Source organism: Marinilactibacillus sp. GCM10026970, from assembly GCF_042660675.1.
Taxonomy (GTDB): Bacteria; Bacillota; Bacilli; order Lactobacillales; family Carnobacteriaceae_A; genus Marinilactibacillus.
Genome location: NZ_JBHSUL010000011.1, coordinates 39320 through 62165, shown reverse-complemented (window position 1 = coordinate 62165; position 22846 = coordinate 39320). Strand labels below are relative to the sequence as shown.

The 22846-nt window shown below is 37.0% G+C and carries 24 protein-coding genes; 21 read left to right on the top strand and 3 right to left on the bottom strand.

All coding sequences use genetic code 11. The features are described 5' to 3' along the window. Positions 1–133 precede the first annotated feature (133 nt). From ACFP65_RS04160 to ACFP65_RS04145, 4 genes are all read left to right on the top strand, one after another. Positions 134–862, top strand: a complete 729-nt coding sequence (locus ACFP65_RS04160) for an MIP/aquaporin family protein (protein ID WP_379916169.1) — start codon at positions 134–136, stop codon at positions 860–862. Between the two features lie 174 nt (positions 863–1036). After that, entirely contained in the window at positions 1037–2263 is a 1227-nt protein-coding gene (locus ACFP65_RS04155) for a dicarboxylate/amino acid:cation symporter (protein WP_379916167.1), read from the top strand. Between the two features lie 150 nt (positions 2264–2413). After that, positions 2414–2830 (top strand): acyl-CoA thioesterase, encoded by a 417-nt coding sequence (locus ACFP65_RS04150; protein WP_379916165.1) that lies wholly within the window; start codon positions 2414–2416, stop codon positions 2828–2830. 21 nt (positions 2831–2851) lie between these two features. Then, positions 2852–3442 carry a hypothetical protein gene (locus ACFP65_RS04145; RefSeq protein ID WP_379916163.1) on the top strand — a complete coding sequence of 197 codons (591 nt, stop codon included), beginning with the start codon at positions 2852–2854 and terminating at the stop codon, positions 3440–3442. A gap of 39 nt (positions 3443–3481) precedes the next feature. Here ACFP65_RS04145 and ACFP65_RS04140 read toward each other — a convergent pair whose 3' ends face one another. The 3 genes from ACFP65_RS04140 to dhaK are packed head-to-tail and all read right to left on the bottom strand — an operon-like array spanning position 3482 to position 5456. Continuing rightward, the gene (locus ACFP65_RS04140; protein ID WP_225744751.1) at positions 3482–3856 is read right to left on the bottom strand and encodes a PTS-dependent dihydroxyacetone kinase phosphotransferase subunit DhaM; all 375 of its coding nucleotides are present in this window, start codon (positions 3854–3856) and stop codon (positions 3482–3484) included. After that, positions 3849–4436: a dihydroxyacetone kinase subunit DhaL gene (gene dhaL / locus ACFP65_RS04135; protein WP_379916161.1), complete on the bottom strand. Its 588-nt coding sequence runs from the start codon at positions 4434–4436 to the stop codon at positions 3849–3851. Before dhaL ends, ACFP65_RS04140 begins: the two co-directional genes overlap by 8 nt. Positions 4437–4463: 27 nt before the next feature. Next, on the bottom strand, positions 4464–5456 hold the full coding sequence (dhaK, locus tag ACFP65_RS04130; protein ID WP_379916234.1) for a dihydroxyacetone kinase subunit DhaK: 993 nt from the start codon (positions 5454–5456) through the stop codon (positions 4464–4466). Between the two features lie 159 nt (positions 5457–5615). Here dhaK and ACFP65_RS04125 point away from each other — a divergent pair, with 159 nt between their 5' ends. The 17 genes from ACFP65_RS04125 to ACFP65_RS04045 all read left to right on the top strand — a co-directional run bounded on the left by ACFP65_RS04125 (position 5616) and on the right by ACFP65_RS04045 (position 22837). Next, positions 5616–6314, top strand: coding sequence for an NAD(P)H-dependent oxidoreductase (locus tag ACFP65_RS04125; protein WP_379916159.1), 699 nt, complete (start codon positions 5616–5618; stop codon positions 6312–6314). Positions 6315–6349: 35 nt separating this feature from the next. After that, positions 6350–6532 (top strand): hypothetical protein, encoded by a 183-nt coding sequence (locus ACFP65_RS04120; protein ID WP_379916157.1) that lies wholly within the window; start codon positions 6350–6352, stop codon positions 6530–6532. Between the two features lie 130 nt (positions 6533–6662). Further along, positions 6663–8357, top strand: coding sequence for a DUF2207 domain-containing protein (locus ACFP65_RS04115; RefSeq protein ID WP_379916155.1), 1695 nt, complete (start codon positions 6663–6665; stop codon positions 8355–8357). A 156-nt stretch (positions 8358–8513) separates the two neighbouring features. After that, positions 8514–8819, top strand: coding sequence for a DUF2089 family protein (locus ACFP65_RS04110; RefSeq protein WP_379916152.1), 306 nt, complete (start codon positions 8514–8516; stop codon positions 8817–8819). Next, positions 8809–9201, top strand: a complete 393-nt coding sequence (locus tag ACFP65_RS04105; protein ID WP_379916150.1) for a hypothetical protein — start codon at positions 8809–8811, stop codon at positions 9199–9201. The genes ACFP65_RS04110 and ACFP65_RS04105 overlap by 11 nt, the downstream gene beginning before the upstream one ends. A gap of 25 nt (positions 9202–9226) precedes the next feature. After that, positions 9227–9700, top strand: a complete 474-nt coding sequence (locus tag ACFP65_RS04100; RefSeq protein ID WP_379916148.1) for a hypothetical protein — start codon at positions 9227–9229, stop codon at positions 9698–9700. Between the two features lie 188 nt (positions 9701–9888). Continuing rightward, complete coding sequence (locus ACFP65_RS04095; protein WP_379916146.1) at positions 9889–10587, top strand: rhamnogalacturonan acetylesterase; 699 nt, start codon at positions 9889–9891, stop codon at positions 10585–10587. 104 nt (positions 10588–10691) lie between these two features. Next, positions 10692–12635 carry a fructose-1,6-bisphosphatase gene (locus tag ACFP65_RS04090; RefSeq protein WP_379916144.1) on the top strand — a complete coding sequence of 648 codons (1944 nt, stop codon included), beginning with the start codon at positions 10692–10694 and terminating at the stop codon, positions 12633–12635. 224 nt (positions 12636–12859) lie between these two features. Continuing rightward, positions 12860–14779, top strand: a complete 1920-nt coding sequence (locus ACFP65_RS04085) for a BglG family transcription antiterminator (RefSeq protein ID WP_379916142.1) — start codon at positions 12860–12862, stop codon at positions 14777–14779. A gap of 2 nt (positions 14780–14781) precedes the next feature. Further along, a complete protein-coding gene (locus tag ACFP65_RS04080) occupies positions 14782–15093 on the top strand; it encodes a PTS lactose/cellobiose transporter subunit IIA (protein WP_379916140.1) in 312 nt (103 codons plus the stop codon). 1 nt (position 15094) lies between these two features. Beyond that, positions 15095–15403: a PTS sugar transporter subunit IIB gene (locus tag ACFP65_RS04075; RefSeq protein ID WP_379916138.1), complete on the top strand. Its 309-nt coding sequence runs from the start codon at positions 15095–15097 to the stop codon at positions 15401–15403. A gap of 23 nt (positions 15404–15426) precedes the next feature. Further along, positions 15427–16698, top strand: coding sequence for a PTS sugar transporter subunit IIC (locus ACFP65_RS04070; protein WP_379916136.1), 1272 nt, complete (start codon positions 15427–15429; stop codon positions 16696–16698). A 22-nt stretch (positions 16699–16720) separates the two neighbouring features. Beyond that, positions 16721–18499, top strand: a complete 1779-nt coding sequence (gene uidA, locus ACFP65_RS04065; RefSeq protein WP_379916134.1) for a beta-glucuronidase — start codon at positions 16721–16723, stop codon at positions 18497–18499. Between the two features lie 168 nt (positions 18500–18667). Beyond that, on the top strand, positions 18668–19717 hold the full coding sequence (locus ACFP65_RS04060; RefSeq protein ID WP_379916132.1) for a mannonate dehydratase: 1050 nt from the start codon (positions 18668–18670) through the stop codon (positions 19715–19717). A gap of 17 nt (positions 19718–19734) precedes the next feature. Further along, positions 19735–20571, top strand: coding sequence for an SDR family oxidoreductase (locus tag ACFP65_RS04055; RefSeq protein ID WP_379916130.1), 837 nt, complete (start codon positions 19735–19737; stop codon positions 20569–20571). Between the two features lie 46 nt (positions 20572–20617). Next, the gene (gene uxaC / locus ACFP65_RS04050; RefSeq protein ID WP_379916128.1) at positions 20618–22024 is read left to right on the top strand and encodes a glucuronate isomerase; all 1407 of its coding nucleotides are present in this window, start codon (positions 20618–20620) and stop codon (positions 22022–22024) included. A 171-nt stretch (positions 22025–22195) separates the two neighbouring features. Further along, on the top strand, positions 22196–22837 hold the full coding sequence (locus ACFP65_RS04045; protein ID WP_379916126.1) for a bifunctional 2-keto-4-hydroxyglutarate aldolase/2-keto-3-deoxy-6-phosphogluconate aldolase: 642 nt from the start codon (positions 22196–22198) through the stop codon (positions 22835–22837). The last annotated feature ends 9 nt before the right edge of the window (positions 22838–22846 follow it).

Genomic DNA, 22846 nt, shown 5'->3' with positions numbered 1-22846 from the left:
AGTTTCAGAATCAAAAATACACTTTACTCTATGTATGATTTAGTACATAATATTTACTTGAGATAAGTGTATGGGTTATTTCAAATGAATCAGGCATTTATTCAGATAGATTATTCAAAAAACGAGAGGGGAAATGATTTTGGACACAACTTTATGGCAACAATTGATTGGAGAATTTTTAGGGACAATGGTCCTTGTTCTTTTAGGAGACGGTGTTGTAGCGGGTAACGTTTTGAAAAAAACAAAATCCACTGATACTGGTTGGTTATTGATTACACTTGGATGGGGGCTTGCGGTAACAATAGCTGTATATTCTGTAGGCTGGTTATCGCCTGCACACCTTAATCCAGCCGTAACGGTTGGAATGGCAATCACTGGTAATGTGGGATGGGGCGTGGTCGTACCTTATATTATTGCTCAAGTAGCAGGAGGTTTCGCTGGAGCAACATTAGTATGGATTCATTACATGCCACACTTTGGAGCTACAGATGATCAAGAAGCTATTTTAGCTGTATTCTCTACAGGTCCTGCTATCCGCCGTAGTGCGTATAACTTGGTTTCTGAAGCCATTGCAACAGCTGTATTGGTTTACGGATTGCTTGCCTTTACTCAAGGAGAGTTTACAGATGGTTTAAATCCTGTTGTTGTCGGTTTCTTGATCGCTTCAATCGGTATCTCTCTAGGAGGAACGACTGGATATGCAATCAACCCAGCGCGTGACTTAGGACCAAGAATCGCTCACCAAATTCTTCCAATCGAAAACAAGGGAACTTCTGACTGGGGTTATTCGTGGATTCCAATCGTTGGACCATTTATCGGTGGTGTTGTTGGTGCCCTACTGTTTGTACTCGTTACAAATTAAACCTTAGAATATAAAGTTTGAAGAGCAATGAACCGTGTTCATAACGGATCATTGCTCTTTTTTGTAGGAATATTTCAAAATCAAAAAATAAGTAATGTGTTTGAATATAATGTGTAATAAAATAGTTGAAATACTTTTTTTATTTAAAAATTCTAATAAAGTGGAGAGTGAGATATGAACATTAAAAAAGTGAACTTAGGCCTTGTTCCTAAGCTACTTCTAGCAATTCTATTAGGCGTCATCGTTGGACAATTATCTTTTATTCCTACAGTGTTAATGAGAATTCCAGTAACCTTTTCTAATTTATTTAGTAGTCTATTAGCATTCATTATTCCATTGATGATTATTGGATTCATCGTTAAAGGCATATCAGATTTAACAGAAGGCGCTGGAAAACTACTGGGATTAGCTACAGTAATTTCATACGGCTCAACGATTCTTGGGGGACTCGTTGCGTATTTCGTAGCCTCTGCAGTTTTCCCGTTATTTATAAGCGCTCAAGGTCAAACAGATGTGCAAGAAGCAGGAGCAGGATTGACTACGCTTTTTGAAATTCCATTGAAACCGATGTTAGACGTGACAGCTGCGATCGCTTTTTCTTTTATTATGGGTATGAGTATTTCATGGTTAAAGTCCCAGAAAAAAGGCGAGACCTTGTATCACGTATTCGATGAATTCAATTTAATTATCGTAAAGGTATTGAACACAGCCATTATCCCATTATTACCGTTCTTTATCTTCGGAAATTTCGTTAGTTTAAGTTACTCCGGAGAAGTATTTGAAATTCTATCGATCTTTTGGAGAGTCTTTCTAATTGTTATTGTACTTCACTTAACTTTGATTGCACTTTGGTTTACGGTAGCAGGTCTATATCGCAGAAAGAATCCAATAAAACTTTTGAAAAATCAAATTCCTGGATACTTTACGGCTATAGGGACACAATCTTCCGCAGCAACAATCCCAATCAATATAGAATGTGCGCGAAAGAATGGTGTATCTAGAAAAATTCGAGAATTCATGATTCCACTTTGCGCAACGATTCATTTACTGGGGAGTATGGTCACAATCGTTTCATGTGTGTATGCGGTACTGACACTTTACGGTATGCCAGTCAATTTAGGAATGATGACAAGCTTTATCGCTACATTGGGTATCGCTATGGTTGCAGCACCGGGCGCACCAGGTGGTGCAATCATGTCAGCATTACCGTTCTTAACGATTGTGGGAATTGATCCTACAGGAATACTGGGCAATTTGTTGATCACACTTTATCTGACTCAAGACAGCTTTGGAACAGCAGCGAATGTATCTTGTGATAATGCCATCACACTGGTCGTTGAAAAACTGTACTTTAAGTATATTGCGAAGGAAGAAAAAAGTGAGTTTATTGAAGAAGGATAAGTAAGAGGCGACAAGCTGGATAACGGATGGAAAAGTCCGCTTATTCAGCTTTTTATCTGAATTAAACGATAGGTTAGGAAAATGGGCTTAACGGAACAAGAAATTGTGCTAAAATAATGAAATACGAATAAGTTCAAAGGAGATTATATCTTGAAAAACTGGCAGCATCGCGTGCAATATTATGAAACAGATCAAATGGGTATCGTACATCACTCTAATTCTATTCGCTGGTTTGAAGAAGCGAGGACTTGGATGCTAGACGAAATGAACTTTCCATATAAAGAAATGGAAGCTAAAGGAATACTGATCCCTGTATTAGAAGCTTCCGCAAAATACGTTAGTATGGTGAAATTTGGAGAAACAGTTGAAATTTCTACAAATATTGTGCAATTCACAGGAGTCAAGATGATCCTTGAATACGAAATCAGAGATTCCATCACAAAGGAAATTAGAACAAAAGGACAGACAAAACATGCTTTCTTGGACAAAGAAACGTACCGACCATTATCACTTAAGAGAAATCACAAAGAACTGTACGAATTGTTCAAGGATTCTTTGGAAAAATAAATAGTAGAAAGTAGGAACTATATGGATTTAATTTTACTTGTAGGTCCTCAAGCCGTCGGAAAAATGACCGTAGGAAAAGCTTTGGAAAAGAAAATAGATGCTAAGCTTTTATTCAATCATGAAACGCTAGATATTTTTGCGAGGTTTTTAGGATATACCAAAAAAACATTCGAGTTGTCCGACTGGATGCGCAAGCAATTGTTTAAGGCATTCGTAGAAAATACAAAAACCAATCAAACACAAGGTATCATATTCACCGTACTTGTTGGTTTTGATGTAGCAGAAGACTTGGAGTTTCTACAGGAAATTTCCGATATATTTTTGAAGTGTGATGGAAAAGTGTACTTAGTGGAATTGGAAGCGGCACTTGAAGAAAGACTTGATAGAAATAAAACGGAACTTAGACTACAAGAAAAGCCCTCCAAAAGAGATCTTGTTTTTTCTGAAAACGAGTTACGTACCAGTATGGAAAAGCATCGACTAAATTCATTTGAAGGTGAAGTAGAAGAAAAACTTGAAGGTGTCCGTTATTTGAGAATCAACAATACCAAACTATCTCCAGAAGTTGTAGCGGAGAAGATTCAGGAATGGATAACACAAGAAAAACGATAAAAAATAAGCCCTCTGACTATCAGAGGGCTTATTTTCTAGTTATTCTTTGATTTTTAATTCATCTAACTGGGCAACAATTGCATCTTCTCCGACATCAGCTTGAATCAATGACGCAGCTGTGTAGGCACTTTCGATAAAGGCCGTATCGAATAGTCTGACTTCTTTATCAGAAGATTCCATCGCCATTTCAAGGTTCATCTTGGCACTACCCAAATCGTAGAATGCCCAAACTTTGTCTTCTTCAAATGAATCCATCGCTTCTTGAATACGAGCGTAGTCCGTTCCGACTTCCCCATCATTTCCACCGACTGCTTTGATCGTCACATGTTGAGCGACTTGGTCAAGCAGTGTAGATAAACCCGTTGCGATTTCATTGACGTGTGAAACGACTAACATACCGATTTCTTTACCCATTTACAACACCCGCTTCCAATAGAGTTTCGAACAGATAAGCACTAGATTGAGCGCCGGCGTCTAAGTGACCAACAGAGCGATCACCAAGATAAGAAGCTCTACCTTTAGTGGCTTTCATATCTTTTGTTTTCTGTAGACTTTCTTGGATTACCTCTGAAGTCAAAGTGTTTCCTTTTATAGCCTCAAGAACTGGTGCCCATTCATCGATCATGGTTTTTTCACCAGATTCAGCTTTACCACGTTTTTGAATCCCTTCAAGACCTGCTTCAATGAGTTCTGCGAGGTCATCAGAGTCTTTTGCAACTTTCGCCATAGAGATGAAGGCAGATCCATATAAGGGTCCTGAAGCTCCACCAACTTTACTGACTAATGTCATTCCAACGTCTTTGAAAAAATCAGATAAATTATCGTACTCAGAACCATCTATTTTTTCTTTAACAGCAGTAACGCCACGGACCATATTACTACCATGATCACCGTCACCAATATCAGAATCTAGTTTATTTAAGGTTTCTTTGTTTTCTGTTACTTCTTTTGCAAATAATTCAATCCATTTTTTTAGTGTAGTTAATTCAACCATGTTTTTCTTCCTTTCTTATGTTTGATCTTACCAGCCAATAACATTTACAGGAGCATTTAGATATTCTACCCACTTAGGATCTTCTAACTTCAATACTGTAAGAGAAACACCTTCCATATCAATTGCTGTCATATAGTCTCCAACCTTACGGAACTCTAGGTTCAAGCTTTCTTGATCCACAAGCAACTGTTTCACATCATTCATAAATACAAATTGTTCCATTAATGGTGTTGCGCCCATACCGTTCACTAAAACAGCATATGAGTCTCCAGAAGACCAATCGCATGTTTTTTTCAGTTGCGTCACCAGTTCTTTTGCTAATTCTTTAGAAGGTTGTAGTTTTTCACGACGGTAACCAGGTTCTCCGTGTATACCGATCCCAAATTCGATTTCATCAGCTGCTAATTCAAAACCAGGGTTTCCGACTTCTGGATTTGTAGCTGGATTTAATGCCAGTCCAATCGAAGCAATATTTGGAACGACTTTGTCAGCTAGCTCTTTGATTTCTTTCAAAGACATGCCTTGTTCAGCAGCAGCTCCTAGAATTTTATGCACAAGGACAGTTCCGGCTACGCCACGTTTACCAGCTGTGAAGGTACTATCTTCTACTGCGATATCGTCATCTACAACAACTGATTCTACTTCAATGTCTTCTAACTCAGCTAAATCTTTCGCCATGTCGAAGTTCATAACATCACCAGTATAGTTTTTAATAACTAAAAAGACGCCTTCGCCTTCGTCAGCAGCTTTAATACCTTCTAATACTTGATCTGGTGTAGGAGATGTAAAGACTTGTCCAGCCACTGCTGAAGATAGCATACCTTGTCCTACGAAACCAGCATGAGCAGGTTCGTGACCGCTACCGCCACCACTGACGAGGCCAACTTTACCTTTTTTTTCATGTTTCCGATGGACGACCATCGTTTCTGGAATCCGTTCTACAATCGAATCATACGCAAAGACTAAACCATTTAGCATTTCATCTACTATCTGATCTGGATTATTGATGATTTTCTTCATTGTCATTTTTTACTTCCTCCTTCTTCATGATCATTTTCATTGTAATTCATTTATACTATAAGTTCTAATAATAAGGTGTTATAAAAAGGAATTTGTTATACTATTAATGGAAAGATCATCAAATAAAAGGATTTACCAACTATTTAAAGGAGCATACAAGTGAAGACATTAGTCATTATTTCACATCCAGAATTAGATGAATCGAGTAGTCAGCAGTTTCTGGTTCAATCATTTCCAGAGTCAGAAAACGTTACGTTACATCATCTAGAAAAAACTTATCCAGACGGCAAAATCGATAAACAAAGAGAACAAGCCTTATTAAAAGAACATGACAGAATCTTATTTCAATTCCCCTTTTACTGGTACTCTTCACCGCCACTGCTGAAACACTGGCAGGATGAAGTGTTAGAAGAACACTTTGCATTTGGTCACAGAGGATATCAGTTAAAAGGAAAAGAATTTGGTTTAGTACTGGTTATCGGTGTAGGAGAAAAAGAATATCAAACAGGTGGGCAAGAAGGGTTCAGCATCAGTGAATTGACCAAGCCTTATCAAGCGGTTGCTAGAAAAACCGGCATGAACTATTTGAAGCCGCTAGAGATTTTCCAGTTTCCCTATATGACAGAAGATGAAAAAATGAAACTCTTGATCAGGTATCAGCAATGGTTGACGATTGACCGACCGGATTCTTTGCGCTCAAGGGAAGAATGGATGATTCAGGAACTGGAAACCATTGATCACCAGACACTTGACGCTGACGACAGTTCTTTTGTAGTCGAGAAAGCAATCGAATTATTAGAAGATAATCGAATGGAATTAGATGAGCTTACGATGCATATCGACCAAACGCATCAGTAAAAGGTGGATAAGAAAACGTAAAGGAGACTGAATGCATGGAAGAACAAGAATGGCTACTGGACAAATTAACGGACTTATTCAAAAGTAGCAGAGATTACAAGCAGAAAGCACTCATTCAAGCGACCATCGAGACAATAGAAGAACAAGAAAAACGAAAAACACAATTACAGGGAGAACTTGATGGAACGTTGTGGAGCCCTGGAAACTGGAATGGGTAATAATCGTAAAAACAGTACAGAAAACACTAAGTATTAGTTAAGATGATCCGAAAAATCAGTCTTAGGTCCGTATGAAAGGGAGATTTCTTTTGGTAAGATGGAATCAGAAAACAAAAGAAAGGAAAAAGAGATGAGAAAACTAGTGGGTTGTTTTATAGGTTTAGTCGGCTTTGGTGTAGTTGTTGGAGGACAAACTGTACATGCAGCAGAAGAAGAGAATACAATGCCGTCAATGGAAATCGAAGTTGAACTTCAAGAAGATGGCTCAGGTATTATAACAGAGCATAGAAAAATGAATATGGTTGAAGGAACAGAGTTATTCATCAATATGGAAAACTTGAATGATTCAGAAGTCAAAGACTTTTATGTGGAAGGATATACGTACAATCCAGATTGGGATTTTGATAATAGTCGTGAAGAAAAAGCAGGTACCTACGGAATGAGCACGGAAAATGGATTAGAACTCATTTGGGGAATCGGAGAATACGGCTTGAATGATTATGAATTAACCTATACAGTGACTGATTTAGTTCGTCAACTAGATGACGGACAAGCATTAAATTGGGATTTCAATACGTTTGGTGATATCCCGCCAGAAGCAGTCAGTATAACGATTGATGGGCCAATTGAATTCAACCAAGAGAACACATTGATTTGGGGATTTGGTTACGATGGAATTGTGGAATTAGATAACGGACAACTGGTTTCTTCCGCTAGAACGGGATTGGATTCAAATGATTCACTGGTCATTTTAATGCAGTTCCCTGAATCTCCATTCGCAGCAGGATTGTCATTAGATCAGACGTTAGAAGAGCAACTGGAACGTTCACAAGATGGTGCAACGTATAATGAAGCTGAAAGTATGAGTACAGGTGCTATAATTGCCTTAATTAGTTTTGTAGTCGGGATACCTGTTGCTTTGGCTGGGCTTTTTATTAATCTGGAGTCACGTAAGAAACAAGCAGGTAAAATGGTCACAGGATATGCACGTAGAGTCCAGAACAAAAACGAAACCTATGGAGATATTCCATATCAAGACGGGGATATCTTTGATGTAGCCTATTTCTTAAATGAACTTCAACAGGGGACTTTTGAAGATTACTTTTTTGCGTATCTCTTGAAATGGTCAAAAGAAGAAAAAATCAGGATTCATACTCAAGAGAAAGAGGGCTGGATCAACAAAGAAAAAACGGTTATAGAGTTGATAGAACAACATTCAGAAGGAATGGCTCCCTTTGAAAGAAGAGTATGGGGAATTTTGGAATCGGCATCAGATCTTAGTGGTAAGATCACAGAGGATGATATGAAGTACTGGGCCAAAAAGAATGCTAAACAATTAGGTAGTCTTGCAAGTGACATCAAGGAAGAGTCCAAGGAAATTCTGATCAAAAAAGGCTATCTGGAGACGGACTCCATTAGATTTATGGGAATGGAATCTAGCTTTATAAAAGCAAGTAGAGAAGGCGACCAACTGTTTGATCGAATCACTCAGTTTGGAAATCATTTAGATGATTTAGAATCGGATGATTCACTGGCCTACAGACAAACTTTACCTTGGGTAGACTTTATTATCTGGGCCACGCTGTATGGCAAAGGATCAGATATTGTAGAAAGCCTGGAAGAACTTTATCCAGAACAATTCCAGGAGTGGGTAGCACACTATCCTGTATTCTATGGTGGTTACCATAGAATGTATGGATTCTCTAACAGTATGTCATCAGGTATGCAAAGTGGTGGCTACAATGCTGCTGGAGGGGCTGGAGGCTCTACTTCTATCGGTGGCGGTGGCGGCGCTATGGGTGGAGGCGGAGGTGGTGCGAGATAATCGCATCCTCAGCCTATAGTATTATAAAAGGTTCGACGTGATTTATCATGCGTCGAATCTTTTTTATACTTTACTTTAATAATATTAAAGAATATAATAACTTTATTAAATAAAAAAATGAATGAAGGTTGAATTTTATTAAAGGAGTGAACGGTAATGGACATCATTCCACAATGGATCAGTAAGTTGGACGATGAAGATATCCAGTTTATTAGACGATTTCTGCTTGCATCAGGATCACTGAAACAAGTCGCAGCGGAATATAGTGTGACCTATCCGACAGTCAGATTAAGATTAGATCGATTGATTCAAAAAATCAAACTGAATGAAGAGCAGCAGGCAGATACTTACATTTCCACAATAAAACAACTGGCATTAGAAGATAAACTGGATTTCAATACAGCTAAGCTACTAATCTCAGAATACCGTAAAACAAAGGAGGAAAATGAACATGGGGCTTAATTCTATTGTGGCATTACTTTTATTAGCAGGAGGTATTTGGCTGCAGATTTTTTTATCGAAATCAGAGAAAAAATGGCCGGGACTAGTGATCCCTGTTATGTTTTTCATATGCTCGTTTTTACCTATTTTGTCTATGGGTGGCTATACTATAGAAGAATCGAGTGTAACTTACATAGATGACGAGGGGAATGAAGTAACCGAAGTATTCGAAAGTGAACCAATCTACGACGATACATCTACAGGAGAATACATAGTTATGGGTGTATTTGCTCTCTTTATTTTTAATGTTCCAACAGCGATATGTCTAGCCATCTATTATAGTGTGAGAGATAAAACAAAGAAATCTAATCAAGTTAATAAAACGAGGATTCAAGATTTATAAAGCATATAAAAGAGGAGTCAATTAAATGACAAATATTGTAGCAATAATGTTACCTAGTATTATCATGCTAGCAATAGTAAGCGGCACCGTCTTTCTACAAGTATATCTGTCCAAGATGGACAGTAAGTTTCCAGGACTGATCTTACCTTTCTTAAGTTTTTTATTCGCTTTAATGACTACTATAGGTATTGCTAGCTATTATTCTTTTACAACGTCCCACGAAGAAACAACTTCTATTGAAGTCATAGAAGTAAACGAGTACGATGATTCAGAGGAAACCTATGAGTTATCGGAAGATGAAACAGGGGTCATCTCATTCGAGGAAGAGGATGGAGAAATGGAATCAGGTGGGACAACAATATCTATAATATTAACCACGTTAACCATCTTCCTTCTTTCAAATATCCCGACACTGATCCTTATTGTAATTTATATCCTCACACGTAAACGAATGAATAAAGAGAAATATGTGAATCGAACAAGGATTCAAGATTTATAAAATAATATAAGGTGATTTAAAAGAAGCTACTGTATAGTTTTTAAAAATGTACAGTAGCTTCTTTACGTTCTAATTCCCACCACGTGATTCAAATGCTTATAGTAAGGAGTACTTTGAATAAAAAAAGTTAGTGGATACTGTTATAATTATAAAAAGTCTTTATATAATCCTACAGGAGGAAAATGAATATGAAAAAAGAAACTGACTACCCAACTTTATTTGTAGTAGGAGATTCCACAGCAGCAGTTAAAGAGGATCATGAAAAACCGATGACTGGTTGGGGAGAGTATATACATAATTTTTTGCTAGAAGAAGTAAACATCAGTAACCACGCGATTAATGGAAGAAGTACTAAATCATTTATTGACGAAGGTCGGTTGGATGTTATAGAAGCTGAATTGAAACCTGGAGATTTTTTATTGATTCAATTTGGACATAATGATCAAAAAAGAGAAGATCCTAAAAGATACGCTGCATACGACAAGGCGTACAAAGAAAATTTAGCCTATTTTGTGGAAGTTGCTAGAAAAAGAGATGCTTACCCTATACTCCTGACATCGGTTACGAGAAGAGTCTTTTTAGAAAACTATAAAATAGATCCACAATCGTTAGGAGAGTATCCAAAATCTGTTAGAGATGTTGCGAAGAAGTTGGAAGTGCCCTTGCTGGACGTCCATCAATCCTCAGTAGCCAATTTTCAACAAATGGGTAAAGAGGAATCAAAAGAATGCTTTTTACATCTAGATAAAAATCGCTATTCAAATTATCCTGATGGTTTAATAGATGATACTCATTTCAGTGAAAAAGGTGCCGAATTAGTAGCGAATCTAGTAGCTGAACAGTTAAAAGAGTCTATTAGTCCATTAAGAAAGTATCTAATTGACTAAAAGCAAGTATACATGTTGTACTATAAAGAGAAAAATTAAAGTAGTATATTATTCAATTTGAAATGATACTCGAATAAAAGAACGAACAAAAAGGCTGGTATGATATGAGAGAAAATAAGTACTTAGAATTATTAAATGAAAAATTCGAACATCCAGAAGCCATCTATACGGAATTGATCAACCTAGAAGCGATACAGAATCTCCCTAAAGGAACAGAACTTTACTTGTCAGACGTTCATGGTGCTGATCAAGCATTCGATCATATTCTCAGAACAGGTGCCGGAAATTTAAGAGAAAAAATCGGAAGCTTTTTTAGTGAAGACTGGACCGTAGAAAAAATGGACTGGTTCAACTTGTTTATCAGTTATCCCGAACAAGCATTAAAAAATAGCAAACACGCGCAACAACAGGATAAAGACTGGTATATGCAGATGATCAGAGATCTAATCGATTTCATGCAATTCTGTGCCGTTAAATATACGCGCTCCAAGCTCAGAAAAGCCTTACCGGAAGAATATAGTTATGTAATTGAAGAATTGCTTTACACGGATTTATCGCAAAATGAAAAGGATCTTTATTATAATAATATCCTTTACAGACTCATCAGCTTAGGACAAGCAGAAACCTTTATGATCAAGCTTTGCCAAGTGATTCAAAGACTGGTTATCGACCATTTGCATCTTGTCGGAGACATCTTTGACCGAGCGAGCGGAGAAAAAGTTGTCATGGAGAGACTGATGACACATCATTCTGTTGATATTCAATGGGGAAACCACGATATTCTCTGGATGGGTGCAATGTACGGATCTAAAGCGAACTTGATCACGATGCTTCGAATCGCTGCACGGTATGGCTATTTATTCGAATTAGAAAAGACCTATGGATTAAATCTCCGACCACTTTTCCTTTTCGCGGAAGAACAGTATGGAATTCACGAAAACTTCAAGCCAAAAGTTGTTGAACCAACCAATACGTTCCAGGAAGAAAGCGAAGAATTGTTAACGAAAGTGCATCAGGCGCTTGCCATCATTCAATTCAAACTTGAAGGACAAATCATCAAGCGAAGACCGGATTTTGATATGAATGATCGACTACTGCTAGACAAGATTGATTTGGATAAGGAAGCCATCACACTTGACGGTAAACAATATCCTTTGAATCAGTTTCCAGTGAATCAAATTCAAGAAAACGATCCTTATCAATTGACTCCAGAAGAAGAACATATTGTTCAAACCTTACTAGAGAGTTTTCAACAATCTGAAAAATTAGTCAGATATATGAAGTTTCTTCTAAAAAAAGGCAGTATGTATTTAGTCTATAATGGACAATTACTTTATCATGGCTGTATTCCTTTGACAGAGTCTGGAGAACTGGACTCATTTACTTTTGAAGGGGTGTCTTTGAAAGGGAAAGATATGCTCGATAAGTTTGAAGAGTATATTCGAACGGCTGCTTCTTCTAGACATGAAACAGAAGACTACGCTACAGATCTTTTATGGTATTCGTGGACTGGTAAAAAATCACCTTTGTATGGAAGGGACCGTATGACGACTTTTGAAAGATACTATATCGAGGATGAATCGGTTGCTCAGGAGAATCGTAACCCCTATTTCAAACTTCGAGATGATGAAAAGGTCATGACAGATATTTTAAATACATTTGACCTTGATTCAAGGGATGCAAAAGTGATTAATGGACATACACCTGTTAAAGCCAAAAAAGGAGAATTACCTGTCAAAGCAAATGGAAGACTTGTTGTGATTGATGGGGGGATGAGTGCGGCTTATCAGGAATCAACCGGTATCGCAGGGTATTCCTTGATCAACAATTCTTATGGATTTCAGATTGTAACGCACCAGCCATTCGAATCGGTTCAGGCGCTATTTGAAAAACAAAAAGACGAAACAAGTCTGAAGCATATTATTGATGGTAAACTTGAAAGAAAGCTCATTAAGGATACAACGATTGGAGAAAGCCTCCAAGAACAAATCGATGATCTTCAAAAATTGCTTTATTATCTAAAACGCAAATCTTCTAGTAGTGTATAAAGTAGTCAAGCATGTCTAATTGAAAAGGATGCCTTTAACCTACCTGATCATTAATATGATCAGATAGGTTAAAGGCTTTTTTAAGGAAATAGAAGATACTGTTTTTTTTTGTAAGTTAAACTGTTCAATTATAAACTTTTAAAAAATGAGAGCGTTTTATATACTTGGTTTGTAGATATCTATGAGTAAGCAAAATCGACTCTAAGAAGAGGGTGGAAAAAATAATGAGAGAAAAAATACTAGTTGATCTCTTATTGGACTGCAAGGAACCGATTAGTTTATCCGATATAGCAAAAACTCTGGGTTATTCTGAAAGTACCATTAGAAAGCTTATTAAAGAAACTATGATTACCAGTGAAAAACATGGATTTATTATTGAGTTACTAAAAGGAAAAGGCTACATCCTTTCAGTTCTAGACAAACAACTGTTTACAAAGTATCAAGACGAACTGGGCTGCGAGATTGACGTCTTGAATTCGGATCAACGTTTAGAGGCGATTTTGTTTCATATTCTTCAAGCAGATGGATATATCACGCTGGAAGAATTAGCTGAACGCATACTTGTAAGCCGTTCTACCGTTACTAAAGATTTAGTAGCTGTAAAGGAAAAACTAGCAGAATATCAGTTGGAACTTGTTAAGAGGCCACATTATGGTCTGAAGATACAAGGAAAAGAGTGGAATACGAGAAAAGCTTTTTCCAGATACGTTTTACACTCTAAGCTGTATTTAGAGCCCACTGCTCAATATAAGAATTTTCTGAAAAATTGCGAAACGGAAAAGTTAAGTGAGTTTTTAAGAAGTTTGATTGATCAAAAACAAATTTCAGTAAGTGAAGTTATATTCGAAAATCTGTATACTCACCTAAAAATCATTTTGTTTAGAGCGATGCAGAACAATTATATCAAGGAAGATCAAATTAAAATTAAACGTGTAGATGAAATTTTTGAAGAAACAGCTTTGGAACTAGCGGATTGGATAGAGAGAGAATTTGGATTGAAATTACCAAAAGCAGAAGTCGATTTTTTAGCGGCTCATTTCAGTGCCAAATCCAAAACAAAAGAAATCAAAGTCAGAAGTCAAGATCGGTTGTTTAAAGATTTAAAAGAAATATTAGACATACTCGATGAAGAATTTCTAACTAATTTTTCTAATGATCAAGAACTAATCTTAGGGCTTTCCTTGCATATATATCCTTTACTTGAAAGACTCTATTACAATTTACAGCTAGAAAATCCACTAGTAGATGAAATGAAGCTAAAGTACACGAACGTTCTGGTTGTCTCGTTTAGATTTGGTGAATTGATCGAAGAGAAGTACGGTTATACATTGACTCGTGATGAAATTGGTTATATTGCCCTCCATCTAGCAGCTCATTTTGAGGGAGAAAAGCAACTTCTTCTCGATAAAGTGAAGCGAATCGTTGTCATTTGTTCAACTGGTGGAGGGAGTGCACATCTCATTAGGCTTAAGTTGGAGAAATTATTCTCAAGTGCTCTGATCATGACGGTTTCAAACAGAAATATAGCAGCCTTTAAGGAAGAGCTCCCTGATTTATTTTTATCAACAATTCCTATGGAAAAAGAATTTCAAGGTGTTCCAATCATTCAGATAAAGAATTTTCTTGATGAGAGAGAGATCAAACATATAAAAGATTTAACAACACAGCAAATTTCTGCTAGAAAGATGAATTCAAGAGTTTTGGGATTAAGAGATTTGTTTACTGAACCATATTTCAATATACAAAAAAATAGACAATATTTAGAGATGATTAGAGAACAATCCGATAGAATGGTTCAAAATAAAATTGCTTCTGAAGATTTTACAGATTTGGTAATGGAAAGAGAGCGACGATTCTCGACAATATATGATAAGGGAATTGCTGGACCACATCCAATCAGTTTAGGAGCAAAGCATAACACAGTAGGGGTAACCATATTAGAAAAGCCTATCTACTGGCAGCAAAGAGAAGTCAGAATTATATTCTTAATTAATTTGAAAAAAGGACACTTATTCCTGCATAAAGAAATCAGTCGATTTCTAGCGTTATTGATGGATGACGAAAAACTAATTGCAAGAATGATTAGGGCACAGACATTTGAAGAATTTATAAAGATCATAGATGAAATAATAACGGAGGCTTAGTAATGAATAACGAGCAGGAAATTATGCAAATCATTGTTCACGGAGGAAATGCACGATCAAAGGCATTAATGGCAGTGAGAAGTAGTAGAGAACAGAATTTTGAACTAGCAGATACTCAATTAGCTGAAGCGAAAGAAGCAATGGGGATCGCCCATAAAGTACAGACAAAACTGATTCAAGCTGAAACAAGAGGGGAAAAAATAGAAATTAACTTATTGATGGTCCATGCACAAGATCATCTAATGAATGCAATGACAGTTGTAGAATTAGCAGTAGAAATGATAGCAGACAAAAAAGAGAGAGTGGGAAAATAAAATGACTAAAAGTATATTATTAGCGTGTTCAGGTGGGTATTCAACAAGTATGTTAGTAGAAAGAATGAAAAAAGTAGCAAGTGAAAAAGGAGTAGATGTAGTTATTGAAGCTACAGCTGAGAGTAGTATTGATACATTTGCAGATAGCATCGATGTCATTATGCTAGGGCCGCAAATGGCACATGCTGAGAGCGATTTGAAAGCGAAATATGATCTTCCGATAGCGACGATTGACATGATGGATTACGGCATGATGAATGGCGAAAAAGTTTTAAATACAGCATTAGAGTTAATTGAAGCAAACAAATAATTTGATTTCAAGGAGAAGAGATAATGAAAGATAGATCAGAAGCGTTTTTTACAAAAACTAGAGGTGTTACAGAAAAAATCTCAAGAAATAAATATTTACAAGCTGTTTCAGAATCCATGATGTCTATTCTAGGATTAATGATTTTTGGTTCAATCGTAGTTATTTTCCTTGCATTCCCCATTCCAAGTGTAGCTGAGTTTTTTAGTGAGGTTGGGTTGACGCCAATATTTTCAACAGTCAATACCTTCACCATTGGATCAATCTCGTTGTATCTTGTATTTTTGATTACGAGAAATCTAGTAAAGAAATTGCGAAAAGAAGATGGTGTTTCCGCAGGAATTATTGGTTTGCTTTTTTTCCTGATCTTAACACCATTAGGCTCCATCGTTGTCGAAGAATCTTCAACTACAGCGCTCCCAGTAACATGGATTGGAACTTCCGGTATGTTTACTGCTATTTTGGTTGGATTATTTGTAGGTAGAGGATATGCATTTATAAAAGACAAAAATTGGACAATTAAGATGCCAGAAGGTGTACCACCAATGGTTGCCCAAACATTTGAAGCGTTGATTCCTACATTCTTGCTAGGAACAATTGCAGGAGCGATTGCTTGGGGATTTAGTTCTACTGAATTAGGTACAATCCATCAAATGATTTTTCAATTCATCCAAACACCACTTCAAAGTGTGGGGAGTTCAATTTGGGCTGTAGCAGCTATTATTGCGTTCCAGCAATTACTCTGGTTCCTAGGTATGCATGGAACAAATATTATTGCGCCAGTGGTTACTCCCTTATGGTTATCTTTGAATCTTCAAAATCTTGAAGCATTTGAAGCGGGGCAACCTTTACCACATATTGTTACGGCTTCGTTTGTCAATATTATCTGCTGGGGAGGTTCGGCATTTGGTTTGGCACTACTAATGAATTTTGCGAAAAGTAAGCGCTACAAAGAAATGGGTAGGTTATCAATTGTCCCCGCTTCGTTTGGTATTACAGAACCCATCATTTTTGGGACACCTTTAGTCTTAAACTTCAAAATGGCTGTTCCTTTTATAACAAATAATAGTATTTCGCTACTGATTGCTTATTTTGTTACTAACATTGGCTTAGTTGAGAGAGTCATCGGAGCACAAGCAATTTTTGGTCTCCCTCTAGGATTCCACGCGTCTGTTGGCGGTCATTGGACCATCATTATTATGCAAATTTTAATTCATACTGTCTTATCACCTATTCTATGGTACCCATGGTTCAAAAGAATTGATAACGAAGCTTATGCGTTAGAAACTAAAAACTAATAAGATTTAATGGAGGAATTGTATGCTATTTCCAATTCAAACGACAACAAGAACATTGATCGATCTTTCAGGAACCTGGAATTTCTTACTTCCTGAAAAAGGGCAAGTAGTGGATCCAAATAAAAAATTACCGAATAGTATCACCATGGCTGTGCCGGCATCATTCAATGATCAGATCACAGAATCAAAACTAAGAGATTATGCTGGAGATATCTGGTACGAAAAAAATCTGTTGATTCCTCAAACACTTGAAGGTCAGCGCTTGGTTTTGCGTTTTGGATCGGTATCCCATACTGCTAAAGTTTATTTCAACGGAAAACTGATTGTAGAACATATTGGAGGTTTTACTCCATTTGAAGTTGAATTAGACCAATCTCTAATGCAAGAAAACAATGATCTCAAAGTGTGTGTTTCCAGTATTCTAGATTCTTCAACCTTACCGAATGCGGTTCACATAAAAAATGATGAAGAAGAGAAAGTATTGCCTCTATTCGACTTCTTCAACTACAGCGGAATTCATCGTCCAGTGAAGTTGTATTCTACACCGCACACTTATGTAAAAGACATTGTAGTGAAATATAATGTAGAAGGAAAAACAACGACAATTGAACCGGATGTTTCAGTTATCGGTAACTATGAAGAACTTGAATTAGAATTATACGATGAAGAAGATACGCTTTTACTTCAAACGACTAGTAATCAGATGACTTTGGAAGATACACGCTTTTGGGCACCACTGGATGCTTATTTATACAAGTTGAAAGTCAAAGTGAAAGATGAACAAGGGATAATAATTGATGCCTATACGGAAGACTTTGGAATCCGTACATTTAAAATAGAGAATGACCAATTCTTGATCAATGACAAACCATTTTATTTTCAAGGCTTTGGTAAGCACGAAGACTTCCCAGTACTTGGTAAAGGAATGAATGAAGCAGCGTACAATTACGACTTCAACCTAATGAAATGGATGGGTGCGAATTCACTTCGTACCGCTCACTACCCTTACGCGGAAGAATTTATGAGAATGGCTGATAGAGCGGGGATTGTGGTAATCGATGAGGTTCCTGGAGTAGGCCTTTTTTCTAGATTCAATCCAGATGTATCTAAAAATCAAGGGGCAGCCGGTAATACTTGGGAAATCGTAGAATCTTTCGATAATCATAAAAAAGTTATTGAAGAATTGATTGAAAGAGATAAAAACCATGCCTGTGTGGTTATGTGGGCCGTAGGAAACGAGCCTGCTGCACATCAAGATGGTGCCAGAGAGTACTTTGAGCCACTGATCAACCTTGCTAGAGAATTGGATTGGAATGACCGACCTGTCATTATTCCAAATATCGTGAATGCAACTCCGGACACAGACCTTCTAGCAGACCTTGTAGATGTTATTTGTTTGAATCGTTACTATGGTTGGTATATCGACCATGGGAATCTGGATGCTGCAAAAGTTCACTTAAAAGAGGAAATAGAAAAATGGCGTGAAAAGTATCCTGATAAGCCAATCATGTTTACAGAATTTGGAGTGGATACGATTCAAGGCTTAAGAAGTATCCATGACATTCCATATACAGAAGAATATCAAGTCAATTTCTTTAAAGCGCAATTTGAAGTAATCGATCAGCTACCTTACTTTATAGGAGAGCATATCTGGAACTTTGCAGACTTTGAAACACTGCCATTTATCAGAAGAATTGATGGCAATAAAAAAGGTGTCTTTACAAGAGAAAGAAAACCTAAAATGATTGCACACAGCTTGAAAGATCGTTGGACAAGTACAGATCATTTTGGAATGAAATAGTTGCATCAGAATAAACATGCGTACCGGTAATGTGCGCTATTGATAGGAGGTGTGATGGAATAACCGGCTAAGCCATGCGGTCATGAACATCGCACCTTTTATTGATTGAAAGCTAATGTTAGATTTAGCAGATTGCAATGATAATAACCATAATAGGAGGAAAAAAGTATGAAGATGAGTTTTAGATGGTACGGAACAGATGACTCCGTATCTTTGGAGTATATACGCCAGATACCGAATATGAAAGGAATCGTTTCTGCAATTTATGATATCCCAGTTGGAGAAGTGTGGCCGCTTGAAAAAATTGAATCTTTAAAACAGACAATTGAAGCTGCAGGTCTAGAATTATCTGTGATTGAAAGTGTTCCAGTTCACGAAGATATTAAACTTGGGAAACCAACTAGAGATCAATATATCGATAATTACAAAGAGACCATCCGTAATCTAGGAAAAGCGGGTATTCCGGTAGTATGCTATAACTTTATGCCTGTATTTGACTGGACACGTTCAAATCTAGCCTATCCTCTTGAAGATGGTTCTACAGCCTTGATTTTTGAAGAAGAAGAAGTCAATAAGATGGATCCTAGAAAACTTTCACTTCCAGGATGGGATGAAAGTTATACAGAAGAAGGCATCAATCAACTGATGGATGAATACAAAGAAGTAGATGAAGAAATATTATGGAGTCATCTAGAGTACTTTATTAAAGAAATTATACCCGTGGCAGAAGCAGCTAACGTAAAAATGGCCATTCATCCAGATGATCCTCCATACAGTATATTTGGATTACCCAGAATCATTACAGGAAAAGAAGCATTGAACCGTTTCATCAAACTGTACGACAGCAAATATAATGGCGTAACCTTATGTGTCGGTTCATTTGCCTCTGATCCTAAAAATAATGCTGTAGAAATTTTGAGAGATATGTTAGAGAAAGACCGAGTCAACTTTGTACACGCTAGAAATGTGAAATTGACCGGAGGCAAGTCATTCCAAGAGTCAGCTCATTTGTCCGAAAAAGGATCAATAGATATGTTTGAAGTTGTTAAAGCTCTAGTAGAACATGGATTTGAAGAGTCGATCCGTCCAGACCACGGCAGAATGATCTGGGGAGAAGAAGGAAAATCGGGATATGGACTTTATGACCGTGCACTAGGTGCGACTTACCTGAATGGATTATACGAAGCGAACATTAAAATAGTAAATCAGAATCGATAAAAAGGGGCGTAAACGAAATGATGAAGCACGATTTCAAAGACAAGATAGTAATATTGACAGGTGCAGGGGGTGTTTTGATTTCCCAGTTTGCTAAAGCCTACGTAGATGCAGGCGCGAGAGTAGCTTTACTAGATTTAAATAAAGAAGCTGCTCAAAAAAATGCAGATGAAATCAAAGCATCAGGTGGAATAGCCTTTGCTTACGAGTGTAATGTATTGAAAAAACAAAGTATCACAGATGCTCGAAATCAAATTGAAAAAGATATGGGAACCGCGGATATCCTTATCAACGGAGCAGGTGGAAATAGCCCTAAAGCTACAACAGATAATGAATTCCATGAAAAAACTGGTTTAGAAGATGTCAAAACCTTTTTTGATTTAGATGAAGAAGGGATTTCTTTTGTTTTTAACTTGAACTTCCTAGGTACACTTTTACCTACGCAAGTATTTGCTAAAGATATGATTGGTAAAAAAGGCGCTAGTATTCTGAATATCTCAAGTATGAATGGATTCACACCGTTAACGAAGATTCCTGCTTATTCAGGCGCTAAGGCAGCGATTTCTAATTTCACGGAATGGCTAGCCGTACATTTTTCTCATGTAAACATTAGAGTGAACGCTATTGCACCTGGATTTTTAGTTAGTAACCAGAACCGTGCACTTTTATTTAATGAAGATGGCACACCTACAGCTAGAGCAAATAAAATTTTATCCAATACTCCTATGGGACGATTTGGAGAAGCTGAAGAACTGTTAGGAGGCGTACTCTACCTTACGGATGAGACGGCTTCAAGTTTCGTAAATGGGGTAGTTCTGCCAATTGATGGAGGATTCAACGCTTATTCAGGTGTCTAGTATACTTTAATAGCGTAAAAAGTAGATCAGGAAGGAAGAATCTAGGATGAGTTTTGTACATGCAGATTTTATGTTGAATAATGAAACGGCTAAACACTTGTTTCATGAATACGCTAAAGATTTGCCTATATTTGATTACCACTGTCACTTGTCACCAGAAGAAATTGCAAAAGATCACGTATTCGAAAATATCACAGAGTTGTGGCTTTCAGGCGATCACTACAAATGGAGAGCGATGCGTGCAAATGGCGTTTCTGAAGGGAAAGTGACTGGATCAGCTAGTCCGAAAGAAAAATTTTTAGCTTGGGCCAATACTGCAGAAAATGCGATTGGCAATCCTTTATTTCACTGGACACAGCTAGAATTGAAAAAGTATTTTGGTATTGAAGCACTACTAAATAGTGACAATGCAGAACAAGTTTACAATGAAATCAATGAAAAAATGAAATGTGATTCGTTAACAGCACGTAAATTCATTCAAGAATCTAATGTAGAGTTTATCGGAACAACAGATTCGCCCTTAGATTCGCTTGAGTTTCATGAGAAGATTGCTGAGGATGATTCATTTGATGTTACTGTTATTCCTGCATTCAGACCAGATGAATATTTTCAATTAAAAAAACATACAGTAAAAAAATTGGAAGAAGCTTGTGAACAAAAAGCCAGTTCTTATAAAATATTTATTAAATTACTCGAAACTAGAGTAGACTATTTCGATAAACATGGATCGGTTCTGTCAGACCATGGATTAAATGAATTGGTTTACACCGAAACAACTTCTGAAGAGATTGAACGCATCTACAGAAAAATTTTAGAGGATCAAGTTCTTACAGTAATTGAGCGTAACCAATGGATTACTAGACTTCTTGTTGATTTGGGATGTATGTATGCGAAAAGAGATTGGGTCATGCAAATTCACTTTGGGGCAGTTCGAAATGCGCATACTCAGTTATTTACTGAATATGGGGCAGATGCTGGAACGGATTCCATTGCCGACCAGTCATATCTCGCCGAGAATTTGAATTGTTTATTAGATGCCTTGCATAAAAAAGAAGCTTTACCTAAGATGATACTTTATAACTTGAATCCAGAATACAATGCAATTGTAGCTAGTACAGCTGCGAATTTCCAATCCAATGAGCAAGGAATTAAGAGCAAGGTACAATTTGGATCTGGTTGGTGGTTCAATGATACTGAAAAAGGAATTCTTAGACAGTTAGAAACATTGTCGGATCATGGTATGCTAATGCACTTCGTCGGAATGATAACAGATTCTAGAAGTTTCATCTCTTACACAAGGCATGACTATTTTAGAAGGATTTTATGTAACTATGTAGGTGAACAAGTAGAGTTAGGTAAGTTTCCTAAAGAAGAAAGCTTGTTGAAAAAGTTAATCCAAAATATCTGCTATTTCAATGCTAAAGCTTATTTTGAACCAAACAGATCCCAATAATTATGGAAAGTAGCGCTAGCAAACGTCTAGGGCTATTTTCTTTTTAAATATAAAATAAAAAGAAAAATTGGATTGGTTTTTTGTTCCTTTAAGAGACCAATCTCTATTGAGTGAGTATACCGAGTAAGGTATACTAAATATTAAGAAAACGCTAACTATTAGGAGGCAACTATGACTAAGAAACAAGCAATTTTAACACAGTTAAAAGAAAATTATTTATTTGCAGTCATCAGAGGAAACTCTGCTACTGAAGCAACAGAAATTTCTGAAGCAGTGTACGATGGCGGCATCAAAAATATTGAAGTAACATTTACGACACCGCAAGCAGATGAATCCATTAGAGACCTTTCGAAGAAATATGAAGGAACAGATATGGTTGTCGGAGCAGGGACAGTTATGGATGATATTACAGCACGCATTGCAATTATTGCCGGTGCAGAATTTATTGTTAGCCCTAACTTTGTTCCTGAAATCTCCAAAGTCTGTAATACTTATGCCGTACCTTACTTACCAGGTTGTGCCTCTGTAACAGAAATTACAAGTGCTATGGCAACAGGCGTTGAAGTTGTTAAAGTTTTCCCAGGAGGTATTTTAGGACCCGCGTTTATCAAAAATGTTCATGGGCCCATTCCTCAAGTTGAAATGATGCCTTCAGGCGGCGTCAGTCTAGATAACATGCATGAATGGGCTGCGAATGGTGCTTGGGCAGTGGGGATTGGTAGTGCATTGACACAAAATCTTGCGAGCGATGGCTACGTCAGTGTTACTGAAATATCTAAAAAGTTTGTAGATAAATATAACGAAATCAAATAAGGTGGCGAA